The sequence below is a fragment of the Dyella sp. SYSU CM1112 genome (assembly GCF_058216415.1).
In genome coordinates, this window is sequence record NZ_JBZEGI010000008.1 from 34,747 (window position 1) to 49,330 (window position 14,584).

General features: G+C 59.1%; 14 protein-coding genes. 11 read left to right on the forward strand and 3 right to left on the reverse strand.

Going from position 1 to position 14,584, the window contains the following annotated elements; translation table 11 throughout:
- Window position 1: 1 nt before the first annotated feature.
- From hflX to AC4HNJ_RS12690, 5 genes are all read left to right on the forward strand, one after another.
- Complete coding sequence (hflX, locus tag AC4HNJ_RS12670) at window positions 2–1,315, forward strand: ribosome rescue GTPase HflX (RefSeq protein WP_490480093.1); 1,314 nt, start codon at window positions 2–4, stop codon at window positions 1,313–1,315.
- Between the two features lie 336 nt (window positions 1,316–1,651).
- A complete protein-coding gene (gene hflK, locus AC4HNJ_RS12675; protein ID WP_490479945.1) occupies window positions 1,652–2,755 on the forward strand; it encodes an FtsH protease activity modulator HflK in 1,104 nt (367 codons plus the stop codon).
- Window positions 2,752–3,627: a protease modulator HflC gene (gene hflC, locus AC4HNJ_RS12680; RefSeq protein ID WP_490479946.1), complete on the forward strand. Its 876-nt coding sequence runs from the start codon at window positions 2,752–2,754 to the stop codon at window positions 3,625–3,627. Before hflK ends, hflC begins: the two co-directional genes overlap by 4 nt.
- A 23-nt stretch (window positions 3,628–3,650) precedes the next feature.
- A complete protein-coding gene (locus tag AC4HNJ_RS12685; RefSeq protein WP_490479947.1) occupies window positions 3,651–3,836 on the forward strand; it encodes a DUF2065 domain-containing protein in 186 nt (61 codons plus the stop codon).
- A gap of 182 nt (window positions 3,837–4,018) precedes the next feature.
- Entirely contained in the window at window positions 4,019–5,311 is a 1,293-nt protein-coding gene (locus AC4HNJ_RS12690) for an adenylosuccinate synthase (RefSeq protein ID WP_490479948.1), read from the forward strand.
- A 234-nt stretch (window positions 5,312–5,545) separates the two neighbouring features.
- On the opposite strand, the gene AC4HNJ_RS12695 is transcribed toward AC4HNJ_RS12690, so the two are convergent.
- Complete coding sequence (locus AC4HNJ_RS12695) at window positions 5,546–6,406, reverse strand: NAD(P)H-dependent oxidoreductase (RefSeq protein ID WP_490479949.1); 861 nt, start codon at window positions 6,404–6,406, stop codon at window positions 5,546–5,548.
- An 86-nt stretch (window positions 6,407–6,492) separates the two neighbouring features.
- Here AC4HNJ_RS12695 and AC4HNJ_RS12700 point away from each other — a divergent pair, with 86 nt between their 5' ends.
- Window positions 6,493–7,386 carry a LysR family transcriptional regulator gene (locus AC4HNJ_RS12700; RefSeq protein ID WP_490479950.1) on the forward strand — a complete coding sequence of 298 codons (894 nt, stop codon included), beginning with the start codon at window positions 6,493–6,495 and terminating at the stop codon, window positions 7,384–7,386.
- Window positions 7,387–7,541: 155 nt separating this feature from the next.
- On the opposite strand, the gene AC4HNJ_RS12705 is transcribed toward AC4HNJ_RS12700, so the two are convergent.
- Window positions 7,542–8,447, reverse strand: a complete 906-nt coding sequence (locus AC4HNJ_RS12705) for a LysR family transcriptional regulator (RefSeq protein WP_490479951.1) — start codon at window positions 8,445–8,447, stop codon at window positions 7,542–7,544.
- Between the two features lie 114 nt (window positions 8,448–8,561).
- On the opposite strand from AC4HNJ_RS12705, the gene AC4HNJ_RS12710 reads away from it, so the two are divergent.
- Both AC4HNJ_RS12710 and AC4HNJ_RS12715 read left to right on the forward strand, forming a co-directional pair.
- Window positions 8,562–9,425, forward strand: coding sequence for an NmrA family NAD(P)-binding protein (locus tag AC4HNJ_RS12710; RefSeq protein WP_490479952.1), 864 nt, complete (start codon window positions 8,562–8,564; stop codon window positions 9,423–9,425).
- Between the two features lie 43 nt (window positions 9,426–9,468).
- Window positions 9,469–10,167, forward strand: a complete 699-nt coding sequence (locus AC4HNJ_RS12715) for an SDR family NAD(P)-dependent oxidoreductase (protein WP_490479953.1) — start codon at window positions 9,469–9,471, stop codon at window positions 10,165–10,167.
- 22 nt (window positions 10,168–10,189) lie between these two features.
- Here the strand turns inward: AC4HNJ_RS12715 and AC4HNJ_RS12720 are convergent, their stop codons facing one another.
- Window positions 10,190–11,131 (reverse strand): GGDEF domain-containing protein, encoded by a 942-nt coding sequence (locus AC4HNJ_RS12720; protein WP_490479954.1) that lies wholly within the window; start codon window positions 11,129–11,131, stop codon window positions 10,190–10,192.
- A 345-nt stretch (window positions 11,132–11,476) separates the two neighbouring features.
- On the opposite strand from AC4HNJ_RS12720, the gene AC4HNJ_RS12725 reads away from it, so the two are divergent.
- From AC4HNJ_RS12725 to AC4HNJ_RS12735, 3 genes are all read left to right on the forward strand, one after another.
- Window positions 11,477–12,985 carry a GGDEF domain-containing protein gene (locus AC4HNJ_RS12725; RefSeq protein ID WP_490479955.1) on the forward strand — a complete coding sequence of 503 codons (1,509 nt, stop codon included), beginning with the start codon at window positions 11,477–11,479 and terminating at the stop codon, window positions 12,983–12,985.
- A gap of 111 nt (window positions 12,986–13,096) precedes the next feature.
- The gene (locus AC4HNJ_RS12730; RefSeq protein ID WP_490479956.1) at window positions 13,097–13,825 is read left to right on the forward strand and encodes a hypothetical protein; all 729 of its coding nucleotides are present in this window, start codon (window positions 13,097–13,099) and stop codon (window positions 13,823–13,825) included.
- Between the two features lie 121 nt (window positions 13,826–13,946).
- The gene (locus tag AC4HNJ_RS12735) at window positions 13,947–14,330 is read left to right on the forward strand and encodes a hypothetical protein (RefSeq protein ID WP_490479957.1); all 384 of its coding nucleotides are present in this window, start codon (window positions 13,947–13,949) and stop codon (window positions 14,328–14,330) included.
- The last annotated feature ends 254 nt before the right edge of the window (window positions 14,331–14,584 follow it).

Here is a 14,584-nt window from a genome sequence, read left to right on the forward strand (position 1 = left end):
TCTGTTTGACAGACAAAAGAAGGGTGAGCGCGCGGTACTGATCCTCCCGCATTCGCGGGGCGGAGACGATGCTGCCGAGCGCGCCCAGGAATTCATTGAGTTGGTGAAATCCGCTGGCGCGGAAGTGCTGGCCAGTGTTCCCGCTCGCGTGGAAACCCCCAATCCGCGCTATTACATCGGTACCGGCAAGGCCGAGGAAGTGGCCGAGGCTGTGCGCGCCCTGGAAGCAGACGTGGTGCTGGTCGACCATCTGCTGTCTCCCGTCCAGGAACGCAACCTCGAGAAGCTGTTGAATGTGCGCGTAGTTGATCGCGCAGGCCTGATCCTGGACATCTTCGCCCAGCGCGCCCGGTCCCACGAGGGCAAGCTGGAGGTGGAGCTGGCTCAGCTTAAGCATCTTGCTACGCGCCTGGTTCGCGGCTGGACCCATCTTGAGCGACAGCGCGGTGGCGCCATCGGCCTGCGCGGCCCCGGCGAAACGCAGCTGGAAACCGATCGCCGCCTGCTCGGCGAGCGCGTCAAGATGCTTACCAAGCGCTTGGAAAAGGTGCAGACCCAGCGTGGTCAGCAGCGTCGGGCACGCCTGCGCAATACGGTGCCGCGCGTGGCCCTGGTGGGCTATACCAACGCGGGCAAATCCACGCTGTTCAATGCGCTCACCCAGGGCGAGGTCTACGCGGCAAACCAGTTGTTCGCCACGCTCGATCCCACGGTGCGCAAGCTGGACGATCTGAGCTGTGGTCCGGCCGTTTTGGCCGACACCGTAGGGTTTATTCGCGAACTCCCGCATGATCTGGTTGCCGCATTCCGTGGCACGCTGGCCGAAGCCCGTGACGCCGACTTGCTGTTGCATGTAAGCGATGCCGCCGACGAGGAGCGTGAGCGGTTGCATCAGGTCGTCGATCAGGTGCTGGAGGAAATCGGCGCAGGCGAGGTTCCCCAGCTGCAAGTCATGAACAAAATCGACCTCACGGATGGCGAGCCACGGATCGTGCGCGACGCCGAAGGGATACCTCGGCAAGTGTGGCTGTCTGCTGCCACCGGCAAAGGCCTGGGCTTGCTGCGCCAGGCTTTAGGCGAATGCCTGGGGGGCGAGCGCGTGCAGTCTGAATTGCGCTTGCCGCTGTCCGCCGGACGATTGCATGCCCGTTTGCGAGCGGCGGGTGCCATTGCCGAAGAAGCGGTAGACCAGGATGGTTGGCGGCTGCGAATCGATGCCCCGAGGAGCGTGCTTGCACCGCTTACGGGTGGCCCAGGCGGAGAAGGTGAATTGTTGCGGGGATTATTGGGAAGCCCAGACGCCGCGGTTGAATGAGCGATCACTCCCTCGCGTCCTTCGATGGAGCGAGGCGGGCTTACCTCTGCTATGAACTTCACCGCCTTGCTTTGTTCTTACGGGTTCCTCCGTCAAGAGGAACACATTAAGGTGTTGCCCAACGAGGATGCCGGCCGGCACGATACAGACCCGGCGTAGATCGTGCGGAGATGCCGGACAGGCTCCAAGTCACCCGTCTCTGCTAGAATGCGACCGTTTGTGCACCGCCCCAACCGGAGTGCTTGCACGCTAACGATCCGTCACCATGTCCCATCTTGCACTTAGCGTTTTCCGGCCGTTTTTGCCGGCCTCCCAGCGGCCCCAAGGAGACTGACCATGGCCTGGAACGAACCCGGCAACGGGCAACGCGATCCATGGAACAAAAACAAGCGCAACGCCGGCAACAAGCCGGGTGTCCCGGGTGCGCTCAAGGATCTGTTTAAGCGTATCGGTCGGCTGGGTGGTCCTGGCGGCATCCTCACCATCGTCATAGCGATCCTGTTGGCATGGTTGCTACTGACCAGCTATACGGTGATAGACGCAGGGCAGGTTGGCGTGGTCCAACGCTTTGGCGCCTATGCCCGTACCGTAGGGCCCGGCTTCCATTTGAAACTTCCGCTGCCGGTTGAAACCGTACAGCCGGTGGCGACGTCACGCGTACGCGCCATCTCCGATCAGATCCGCATGCTGACCCGCGATGAAGACATCGTCTCGGTCAACTTCAACGTCCAGTATCAGGTCACTGATCCGCAGAAATACTTGTTCAATACGCGCGATCCCGATGGGACTTTGAATGAAGCAGCGCAGGCTGCCGTGCGCGCAGTGGTCGGGGCACAGTCTATGGACGACATCCTTACTGGCCAAGGCGATAGCGCTGCCGCGGCCCCGAATCTGACCACCCTGCAGCAGCAAGTGCACAAGCGGTTGCAGCAAACGCTGGACGCTTACGATTGCGGTCTGCAGGTTACCCAGGTGAGCTTCGAGGCCATTTCGCCGCCTCAGGAAGTGAAGGACGCGTTCGATGACGTGGTGGCTGCCCGCCAGGATCGCCAGGGACTGATCGACCAGGCGCATGCCAGCACTGGCCAGGAAATTCCCAACGCCAAAGGCGACGCCAAGCGCGTTGCCGCCGAGGCCGAGGCATACAAGGCCGAACGCATCGCGCGTGCGCAAGGCGACGCCGAACGATTCGATCTGATCCTGAAGGAATACAAGACGGCTCCCGAGGTGACGCGCCGCCGACTTTGGCTGGAAACCATGGAAGACATCCTTCATGTCAGCAACAAGGTGATTGACGGCTCCGATGGGCACAGTGTCATCAATATCGGTAGCGATCGCACCGATACGGCGGTTCCTGCAACCAACCTCCCTGGTGTCGGTGCCGTGGCTCAGCCGAACAGCTCGCTTGGCGATGATGCGGACAAAGGGAAGCAGCCATGAAGACCACCGCAGCGATCATCATCATTTTGCTCATTCTCGTCGGCTTCAACAGTTTCTATACGGTCGGCGAGGGCCAGCGCGTACTCGTGCTGCAGTTCGGCAAGATTCTCCGCACCGATCGCGCGCCCGGCTTGCATGCCAAGGTGCCTTTGCTGCAGCAGGTGCTGACGCTGGACGATCGCATTCTTTCTTTCGATGGTCCGCCCCAACGTTATGCCACGGCCGACAAGCAGAGCGTCAACGTCAATTTTTATGTGAAGTGGCGTATTGCCGATCCCGCCGATTACTACCGTGCCACCAGTGGCGATGAATTGCAGGCGGGTCAGCGTTTGATCCCGATCGTCAGCAACGCGCTGCGCAGTGTGGTGGAAGCGCACACACTGCAACAGCTGGTTGACGGTGAGCAGAGCAACATGGCGGCAAGCGCACTGCAGCAAGCCAACGCGCAGACCAAGTCATCGCTTGGCATTTCGGTGGTGGATGTGCGCATCACCGGCGTTGAATTCCCTGATGACATCAAAGCAGCGGTCTACAAGCGGATGCAGACCGAGCGCCAGCAACAGGCCGCAGCCATTCGAGCCGACGGCAAGCAACAGGCGCAAGCGATCAAGGCCGAGGCCGACCGCGAGGTACAGGTCATTCGCGCCGATGCAGAGAGCGATGCGGAGAAAATACGTGGCGAGGGTGATGCGCAGGCCGCGCAGATCTACGCCCAGGCGTATAGCCAGGATCCGGATTTCTTCGCCTTCTATCGCAGCCTGGAGGCGTACAGAAAATCCTTCGGTGACGGTAAAGGCACCATCATCCTCAAGCCTGACTCGGAATTCCTGCGTTACTTCGGCAACCCGACATCCGTGCCGGCGCGGCATTAAGGATTCAAACAGGCCTGAACGTCATGCCACATGATTTCTACGCAGCGCTGTGCCTTGTGCTGGTGATCGAAGGCCTGGTGCTGTTTGCAGCGCCGCATGGCTGGCAGGCCATGATGCGTGAAGCTTTGAAGCTGGACCCTCGTACCTTGCGTGTATTTGGTGCGATAGCCATAGGCATCGGTTTACTGACGCTACGTCTCGTACATTGAAGAACATTCACTACGCGGTCATTGCCGCGAGCTAGGGTACTGCTGTCATCCAGGGTATCTGCGGGACAGGGACGTCTCGTCCGCGCATCAAGTGCGCAGGTGTTTGATGCCGCGTTTGAAGAAGTAACATACGTCATTTGTCCGTTCCGCCGATCGGAACGTCCTTTAGAGCGAGAAATATCATGGGCAAGTCAGTCGTAATTCTTGGCGCACAGTGGGGCGACGAAGGCAAAGGCAAGATCGTCGACCTGCTGACTGAACGCGTCGGTGCCGTGGCGCGCTTCCAAGGCGGCCACAACGCCGGGCATACCCTTGTCATCAAGGGCAAGAAGACCGTGCTGCACCTGATTCCTTCCGGCATTCTGCGCGACGACGCGCTGTGCCTGATCGGCAATGGCGTGGTGTTGTCGCCGGCTGCCCTCAAGCAGGAAATCGAAGAACTCGAAGCCCAGGGCGTCAACGTGCGCCCGCGCCTGAAGATCAGCCCGGCCACGCCGCTGATCATGCCGTATCACATCGCCGTGGATAAGGCACGCGAAGCGGCCGCCGGTGGCAAAGCCATCGGCACGACCGGCCGCGGTATTGGCCCGGCTTACGAAGACAAGGTTGCCCGTCGCAGCGTACGTGTGGCCGACCTCATGTATCCGCATGAGCTGCCAGCCCTGATCGAGTGCGCGGTCGATTACCACAACTTCATCCTCACTCAGTGGCTGAAGGCTGAGCCGGTCGAGTATCAAAAGGTGCTTGACGATGCGATTGCCTACGGTGAGTTCATTCGCCCGATGGTCGACGACGTCGCCACCATCCTTCATGACGTACGCAAGGAAGGTGGCAACATTTTGTATGAAGGTGCGCAGGGCGCCTTGCTCGATATCGATCACGGCACCTATCCCTATGTCACTTCCAGCAACACCACCGTGGGTGGTGCGCTTGCCGGCACCGGCGTTGGCGCTGGCGATATCGACTATGTGCTGGGCATCTGCAAGGCCTACGCCACGCGCGTGGGCGGCGGTCCGTTTCCGACCGAACTGAACGATGAGATGGGCGAGCGCCTGCGCAAAGTCGGCAACGAATTTGGCGCCAGCACCGGCCGCCCGCGTCGCTGCGGCTGGATCGACCTCGTCGCGCTGAAGCGCGCCGTGCAAATCAACGGCATCAACGGCCTGGCCATCACCAAGCTTGATGTGCTCGACGGACTGGAAGCCATCAAGGTCTGCATTGCCTACGAATACCGTGGCAAGCGTCGCGAACTCGCACCGCTCGACGCGGATGGCTGGGCCGAATGCAAGCCCGTGTACCTGGAATTCCCCGGCTGGGCAGAGTCCACCGCTGGCATCCGTGACTGGAATAAGTTGCCGCCCGCCGCGCGCGCTTACTTGCGTGCCGTGGAAGAACTCTCCGGTTGCCGCCTTGCCATCGTCGCGACCGGCGCGGATCGCGACGATACGATCGTGCTGGACGATCCATTTGCATAAACCGACATCAAGCTCGTGTGACAAAGGCCCCGTCAGGGGCCTTTTATTTGGACACGCGACTAGCGGGACAGGCTGCGAAGGATAAATAGAAGAGACATTGCCGTGATCGAATTCGCCTATTCAGAACTCGGCCTGGATTCCTCCTTCCGCCTGTTCAATTTGCCCTCTCGCCCTGGCCTCCGACGCGAAGCATTTTTCAGCATCGCAGCGGGGTATTCCATTTTTATGGATGCATCAGACCGGAATGGATTCTTGCCTCTGCGGGAATGACGAGTGAACCTTCGACCGTGCGTCATCGATCGGGGTCGAGACGGGACTGCTCGAAAGATGAGCGGCGAAGCCCGACCGCTCTGGCGCGATATCGGCTTTCAACGTTAATGCGGGGATATCGTAATCGCCGGCATTTTGCTTGCGAAATGGAAGTGGAGTTGTCGTCCAAAGTGTGTCCAGCCGCGCTCCCAGTGCCGCGCAAATCTTCGTGAATCGCGCCTCGTCCGTGCGGCCGGTTCGGTAAGTGAGGTAGGGCGGCAGCACGTCGAACCCCGGGTAATAGAGCATCCCGTGATGAATGGGAAACAGAATGTCATCAATAGGGCCATTGATGCCGCGCGGGCCGTAATGCGATTCCCATCCACCAGTGGTGACAATCAGCATCGCGCGCTTGCCCGTCATCGAGCCCTCTCCATAGCGATCGCCCCAATGCGTGTCGGAATGCTCGCCCACGCCATAGGCGAAACCGTACGCATAGACACGTTCCACCCATCCCTTCAAGATCGCTGGCATCGAGAACCACCACAGCGGAAATTGCAGGATCACCGCATCTGCCCAGCGCAGCTTTTCCTGCTCGCGAGCGATGTCTTCGCTCTGTTTGCCATTTTCGTATGCGCGCAGGGAGTCGAGAGAAGGATAGAAGCGCTCGCCGATCTTGCCGTCCAGGCTATCGTTTTCGTCCAGCACCGCCTTCCACTGCATGGCGTAAAGGTCGGATACCTGCACTGCATGTCCAGTGGCTTCAAGGTGTTTTACGGCAAAATCCTTGAGCGCGCCGTTGAGTGATTTCGGCTCAGGGTGAGCGTAGACGAGAAGGATGTTCATAAGCGCTGCCTCTGGCTTGAGATGGCAGCAGCATAGGCGTGGATGAGCTATATTTAAAATTAATTACTAAAATTACAGGTATTTCTATGAGTAATCTCAGACGCATGGATCTCAACCTGCTGCTTACTCTCGATGCCCTGCTTACCGACCACAACGTAACGCGCACGGCGCAACGCCTGAATTTTTCACAGCCCGCAGTAAGTATCCAACTCAGCAAGCTGCGCGATTTCTTCGGCGATCCACTGTTGCTGCCGGGACCGCGCGGCATGCGTCCGACTGCGCGCGCGGAGGCCTTGCGTGAACCGTTACGGCAGGCCCTTGTCGCGCTGGAAACGGCAGTCGCGCCCGCCAGTGCCTTCAACCCCGCCCAGGCACGACATACCTGGCGTATCGCCGCCACCGACTACGGAGAATCCACTATTGTCTTGCCCGCCTTGAACGATCTGCGCGCCCTGGCTCCCGGCACCCGGTTGGCGGTCATGGAAATGGTGCCGCAGCGGATCGCCAAGCAAGCAGAGCAGGGTGAGATCGATCTGGCGTTCCACACTTCTGACGGCGCTCCCATGGAGCTGCGTCGGCGCACCTTGTTCAAGGAACGCTATGTATTGGTGGGCCGTGCAGGGCATCCCCACCTCAAGCGGCGTCCGACGCTCTCCCAGTTCTGCGCGCTTGAACATGTGATCGTGTCTCCTGATGGAGGCGGCTTTTACGGCGTTACTGATGAGGCGCTGGCGAAGGTCGGAGCAGCGCGCAAGGTCGTACTATCCGTTCCTCATTTCCTGTTCCTGCGCTCGGTGTTGGCAAGCACGGATCTCGTTGCCATGCTGCCGGAACGGCTGATTCGGGGCATGGCCGAGTGGAAGATGGTTGAAGCGCCCGTCGAGGTGCCAGGGTATGAGATGTCCATGCTGTGGCATGAGCGCGTTCATCGTGATCCTGCCCATCGATGGCTGCGCGAATTCATCGCCGCTGCGGTGTGAGCAAGGCGAGGCAAGTCGATGGGGTCTGCTTCAATTCCTGAAACGAGGAGCCGTTGTCATGGTTGCAATGTGGCGACTGCTCGACTCTCTATGGAGATTACGCGTAGTTCGTCGTGCGGAGTTTCGAATAGCATCAAAGACCGGCCCTGATAGGCTTATTTTTGCAGGGATAGCACAAAGTCCAAGAAGGCCCGCGTCTTTGCCGGAACGTAATGACGCGATGGATAAAGTGCATAAAGCGGAAACTGTTCATCCGGCCAGTCGGGAAATAACACCACCAACTTGCCGCTAGCCAGGAGTGGCTCGATGCCCCATGCCATCACCTGAGCGATGCCATAGCCGGCCACGCATACGCTGTGCATCGTGCCGACGTCGTTGAGGGTCAGCTGACCAGTGTTGGCAATCGGGATGACTTTGCGACCGCGGTGGAACTCCCATCCGAAAGGCCGGCCTGTTTCCGGATCGCGATATTGGATGCATACATGGTTGTCCTTGATCAGATCGCTGGGATGGGAAGGGCAACCATGCCGTTTAAGGTATACAGGCGAGGCGACGGTAAGAATGCGTGTATCCAGAAGTTTGCGGGCGATCAGGCTGGAGGGGCGTGGTTCTCCGAAACGGATGGCAAGGTCGAAACCATCGGCCACGATATCGCCGAGCTGATCTCGTGTGATGAGCTCAAGCTGCAGATCGGCATGCTTTTGCAGGAAAACGCCTAATCGTGGGCCTAGTGCCAAGCGCGAAAAGAATGGGTCAATATTCACGCGCAGCCGTCCTCGCACTGCCGTGCCGCCTTGAGCTGCAATGGCAGCGGCTTCTTCCAGGCCGCTCAGCAACGGCATTACTTGCGTATAGAAACGTCGCCCCTCGTCCGTCAGGCTGACCGAGCGGGTGGTGCGATCGAACAAGCGAATGCCCAAACGTGCTTCGAGCCGTGCGATGGCGCGGCTGACCCCGGGTTGAGACATGTTCAAAGCGTCAGCGGCCGCGGCAAAGCTGCCGCAGTCGACGATCGCGCATAACACGCTCATACCGTTCAATAGGCGCTCATCGAAAGTCATGCTGATGCTGTTTAGTCATGAATGTGATGACATTCATGTTATCGCGAAATGGGTACCGGGGAGGGAAAATGCCTATCAACGCGACATCGGTCGCTCGATATGGGACTTATTACGATGTTTACCGTCATGGGTGTAACGGGGCAGGTCGGCAGCCAGGTGGCGTGTCGTTTATTGAGTGCCAAGCAACGCGTGCGCGCTGTAGTGCGCGATGCTGCCAAGGGTGCTTCATGGGCCAGCAAGGGATGCGAGTTGGCGGTGGCCGCCATCGAAGATCAAGCAAGCCTTGCCAACGCCTTCGCTGGCGTGGATGGCGTATTTTTGATGATTCCTCCCGACTACGATCCGGCTCCCGGATTTCCTGCGATGCGCGCACTGATCGGCAACGTCGTCGCTGCGCTTGAAGCGAGCAGGCCGGCGAGGGTGGTGTTTCTATCGACCGTCGGCGCACACGTCGAACGATTCTCGCTGCTGAATAACTCGAAGATGATGGAAGAAGCGCTGCGGCGGCTGAGCATGCCGGTGGGTTTTCTACGGGCGGCCTGGTTCATGGAAAACGCACGCTGGGATCTGGAGGCGGCCAGGAAGGGCGTACTGCACAGTTTTCTGCAGCCGCTTGAACATCCCATTCCAATGGTGGCGACGGCTGATATTGCCAGCACCGTTGCCGGGATGCTGACGGAAACCTGGCATGGCACGCGGATAGTCGAGTTGGAGGGGCCGCGGCGCTACAGTGCGAATGACATTGCCGCCGGATTTGCCGCGACGCTAGGTCATTCGGTGCGGGCGGAGATCGTTCCTTCCGAGACGTGGGAAGCTTTGTTTCGCTCGCAAGGCATGCGATATCCCGAACCGCGCATGCGCATGCTCGACGGTTTTAATGAAGGATGGATCGACTTCGAGTACGGTGGAGCGGAGCATCGATTAGGCACGGTTCCGTTGGAACAGGTGCTGCAAACCTTGAGCGGGCAGTCACGGTAGCTGGGTGCCCGCGTGTTGCGCTTTTCCATAGATGAGGCAATCCATGACGATTTCAAAAACACGCACAGCTCTCATTGTCGGAGCTTCTCGCGGGCTCGGTTTGGCCTTGGCAAAGGAATACCTGTTACGCGGATGGCAGGTCATCGCCACTGTACGTGGCAATGCGCGCACCGCCTTGCACGACGTGCAGGCAGACGCTCAGGATCGACTGGACATCGAACATGTCGATATCAATGAACCTGCTCAGGTCAAGGAGCTGCATGCGCGCCTGCGCTTGCGTCCGCTGGATCTTTTGTTTCTCAACGCAGGCATCGCGCCCAATCCCGATACGCCGATCGGGCATGTAAGCACCGAAGAATTTGCGAGTGTGATGATCAATAACGCGCTGAGCCCCATGCGCTTTGTCGAGACTTTCGGCAATGTGGTGCAAGCCAGGGGTACCATTGCGGTCATGTCTTCAGGACTGGGCAGCGTAACCAACAATACAGACGGGGGTTGGGAAACCTACCGCGCCAGCAAGGCATCGCTCAATACATTGATGCGTAGCTATGTGGCGCGCCAGAGCGATGAGCGAACCTATCTGCTGATCGCCCCCGGCTGGGTGCGCACCGACATGGGCGGCCCGAACGCTACGCTCGGTATCGAAGAGAGCATTCCGCGAGTGGTCGATGTGGTGGAGGCGCAAACCGGCAAGGGCGGCTTGCGCTATCTCAGCTATCAGGGCCAGACGGTCGCGTGGTAAATCCTTTACGCAGGCACCCTCGTCAATCGTTGACGAGGGTGTTCCGGCCGCGTTGCTTGGCCTGATACATGCGTTTGTCGGTCAGTTCGATAAACGCGCGAACCTGATCCCCGTGCCTGGGCATAAGGGTGCCGAGCCCTATGCTGGCGGTAACGTATGTGCTGACTTCCGATCCCTTGTGCGGAATATGTTCGCTGGCAATCAATTCACGAAAACGCGAGGCAATTTTGTAAGCTTCGCTTTCGTTAGTGTCAGGCAACACGGCAACGAACTCCTCGCCGCCGAAGCGGGCGACAAAATCCCGCGGGCGATTGGCGGCAAGGGTCAGGAGCTTGGCAACTCGTTTCAGACACTGATCGCCTTCCAGATGCCCGTAGTGATCGTTGTATTGCTTGAAGCAGTCGATATCCAGCATGAGCAGGGATAGCGGCTGTTCACGGCGGCAGGCATTATTCCACTCGGTTTCCATGACGACGTCGAAGCGGCGTCGATTGGCTACGCCGGTCAGACCATCCTTGAAGGAAAGTTCTTCCAGTTCGCGGCGCAGTGCGGCGAGCTGTTCTTCCGTGCGTTTGCGTTCGCTGATGTCGAACATGAAGCCGACCAATGCATCAACGGTGCCGTCTTCGCGCCGTACCACATGCACGACATCGCGAATCCATACATATTCGCCGTCCTTTTTCAGGCCGCGGTAATCGGCTTCGTGATCCAGGCCCGCCTTGGACTGCGCGACGCAGAAGTTCACCGCCCAATCCCGGTCTTCGGCATGAATGCGGTCGGCCCAGTCCTGCACCGTCACCCAGCTCTCGGGTGCCCAGCCCAGCAGTTCTTCGATCTGAGGGCCGATATAGGCGAATTGCATCGTCGCCCAATCGATTTTCCATGGAATAGCGCGAGTCGACTCCAAAAGCGTTTTGTAAGTAGCTCCATCCAGTTCCATCTTGGAATCGAGGGTGGCGTTCATCAGTGGGCTCCGGATTGGGATAATGGGTGCAACAGGGTCTTGTTGCCCACCATGATCCTCATGGAGGCGGGCATGCTTTAAACCTGGGGGCAGCATGCAATCGTCATGCCCATTCGGAACCTCCGCTTTTGCGTGGCACATGGCGTGTGGCGCGAGGCCTATAACTTGCTAGGGTTCTATGGAATTGCGCGCTAATGGCGTAGAAAAGGAAGTGCGGACGAGGGTCCCGGCGTGTGAATGATGCCATCGACGCAGTCAGGGGATGGAGGGCTTTTATTCCAAGGTGACCGGTTTGGGCCATATATGCCGCGTCACTCCATGTCATGCAGGGTGGGGAGGATTCGCTTGCGTTTCGCATGGGCACTCGTTTTATTGCTGATCGTCCATCTGGTTCTGGCGAACTGGAGCGGCCATGCGCAAGATGCGTGGCCCCAACTGGCCATGTTGGTGGTGCAGGGGATGGCCGTAGGGATCGTCTTTGTGCGATTCCGGCGCAGTCCGGCATTGATCAAATTGCCCTGGCTGCTGCTCGCACTCGCGGCCATGATGCAGATGCTATGGGCGGCGACCAATCTGCTGACGACCCTTCTGGACGATAAAGGCGGCTATCTCACCGCTATCGGCGTGGTGATCTCGGGCCTGTACATGATCCCTTCCATGTTCATGCTGGCGCGATCGTTCGGGAGGGATGAGCCACGGGCAGTGGTGGCGCTGGATCTGATTTTGTCTTGTTTGGTGGCCGTTCTGCTGTATCAGCTGGTGACGCAATTATTGAGCGGTCCACGGGCATCGGATCCGTCCAGCATCTATGTGGTCATCTATCATGCGGACGCCGTCGACTATTCGCTGGCAGCCATGGCAGTGCTGCGCATGGCCGGTGCCCATAGTTTCAGGTGGCGCTTCTTCTATTACGCGGCTGCTAGCTATCTTTTGAGCAATGCAGTCGTGGCGTCTGTCTACAACCGCGTAGAGCTGCATGGGCTGCCTTGGTGGGCCGGATCGTTGGTGGATATCCCCTATGTGTTGTTGATCATGGTGATACTGCGCCAGCCGCCGCGGCTCTTGCGGATTTACCATCCCTCCTTGGCCGTTTCGCAAACCATTGCTTCGTTTGCGCCGATCATGATGTCACTGATGATTTTGATGTTGGGCATCAGTGTGTCGCGGATCAGCTTCCTTCCCGGCGTCGTGGCAGCATGCATATCGGTACTGTTCTATGGCTTGCGCGTTGCTTTTATCCAGAGTCGTCACCTGGATAGGCAGCGGGCCGTCGATCTGAGTACGTGGCGGCTGGAGCAGCAAGTAGGCCGCGATCCCCTTACCGGCATAGCCAACCGCGCCATGCTGGACACCCGTTTGCGCGAGGCTTTGGAGGAAGGGCGACGTACGGGGAGCGCCTGCTCGGTCTTGATGATCGATATCGATTTTTTCAAACAGTACAACGACACGCTCGGCCACATTGCCGGCGATGCGTGTCTGATCCAGGTTGCTTGTGCGTTGCGCAGCACCCAGGTGCGGGCACGTGATCTCGTCGCGCGCTATGGGGGTGAGGAATTCGCGGTAGTGCTTGCCGATACCCAGACAGAAGCTGCCCAAGAGGTGGCTCACAGGTTGATCGGTGCTATCGAGCGACTGCAAATAGCTCATCCCAGCTGTCCACTGGGCCGCGTGACAGTGAGCATCGGCATTGCAACGCAGACACCCGCGACGCCTATTGACCCGAAGGTTGTTCTGGATGAAGCCGATCGCGCCTTGTATTACGCCAAGAGCAAAGGGCGCAATCGCTGCGAGCTGTTTGCAGGCGCCACCGGAAAATCCGGATTGCATGGAGAGAGCGGCACCATACCGACCTGATGTCATGGCGCCTTGTCGCGTTGGAGTGGGAGCCGTCGCTGTCATCCTGGCGGCGCTTGTGAGCGCTAGGATGGCGCCCTGACAGCGTCGTCGAGACAAGGAGTGTTGTGCATGCCAAAGCAAGCCCGGAAGATAGTCGTTGGGTTGTTGCTGATCATGTCCTGGTTAGCAGCAAGCGCGGCAGCGCAGGATCCCGCTTCCGCCGGCAGCAGTGACCATGCGCCCAGCGATAGTGACCTTGCTGCGGCTCAATGCGTGATTGGCGAGGAAAAATTTTTGCCCGGCGATTATTACTATTGCCTCGGCGGTCTCAGCTATGGCCAGCATAACTATGGTGAGTCCGTTCGCTTTTTCACCACAGCGGCAAGCTGGGCCAGTAAGCCCGCGCAATACGTATTGGGTGTGATGGCTTTAAATGGCGATCATCAGTCAGTGAATCGCGCGTTGGCGCTGGCCTGGCTGGCCCTTGCGTCCGAGCGGCCGGATTCGCGCTTCCGTGCCGCTTATGAACAGATCTATAAAGCGTCGACAAGCGGCCAGCGGTTGGCAGCCGATGCGCTATTGAAGAAGATGCGGCCTATCTATGGGGATGCCACTGCGGCAGTGCGCGCCGAACGGCGCTATGAAGATGGCATGAAGCGGCTGGCCCAGGTCGATGACCATGGCGGACACTATTGCATGGAAGGATTCTCCACGCTGGCTCGTCCCAATACCGATGCTTCCATCTGCCCGCCGGTACAACAGGTTTCGGCGTTGATTGACCGGCAGGCTGCGACGGTCTTCGAAGGATGGGCAGGGCATGTGACAGTGGGACCTTTGCAGCAGGTGCCCGTGCATTAAAGTGCGGGTCAGTGCAGAAAGGCGGCGCAATCGGGTCACAGACTCTTGCATAGACCTCGCATCGACGCCTTGCTGACTGATAAAGGTTCACCCTGGACCTCTCTTCTTCGGAGCAGACGTCATGAGTGGTGAGCGTTCATTCCCCAAGCAACCTGGTAGCACCCCTGAGAAAGCTTATCCGCAACCTGCCGACGAGGCTGCGAAATCCGTGGCGTCCCGTGCAGTAAAAAAGGAAGGTGGTACAGGTGGTATCAGTGGCACGGGACAAGCGCTTCCGCACCACGGTTTCGCGGAGCCGGAGCGAGAGGCATTGGGCAACCCGGTGGGTGAAGAGGCTGCCATGTCCACTCCCGACAATGGCAGTACTTACCAAGCAGGCAGCACGCACCGTAATCGCCTGCGGCAAGAGCAGACACGAAAAGAGCGGTTGGCCGGACGCACGATAGCGAACCAAGGGCGCGGCGGTTCCGATGCCGTACCGGGCGTACCTGCGGAGCGTCGATAGGCAACTGCAGAAGCAGGCTTTGCAGCGAGTGAGAACACGCTGTCAGGAGTAACCCCTGCCGCACGCGCCTGAGCGGGGATGCAGACGTGTTTGCGCGCGAGACGTAGTGGGCTGCATCACCATGCCTTGGAAAGTCCGCATCCCGTTGCCGCATGACTTTTGGCGCTGTCTGCGATCGGGCACAAGCCCCACCATGACAGGTTCGAGCAGGCCGAGAGGATCGGCTTGCCATCTGCTATCCGCATCATTCAATC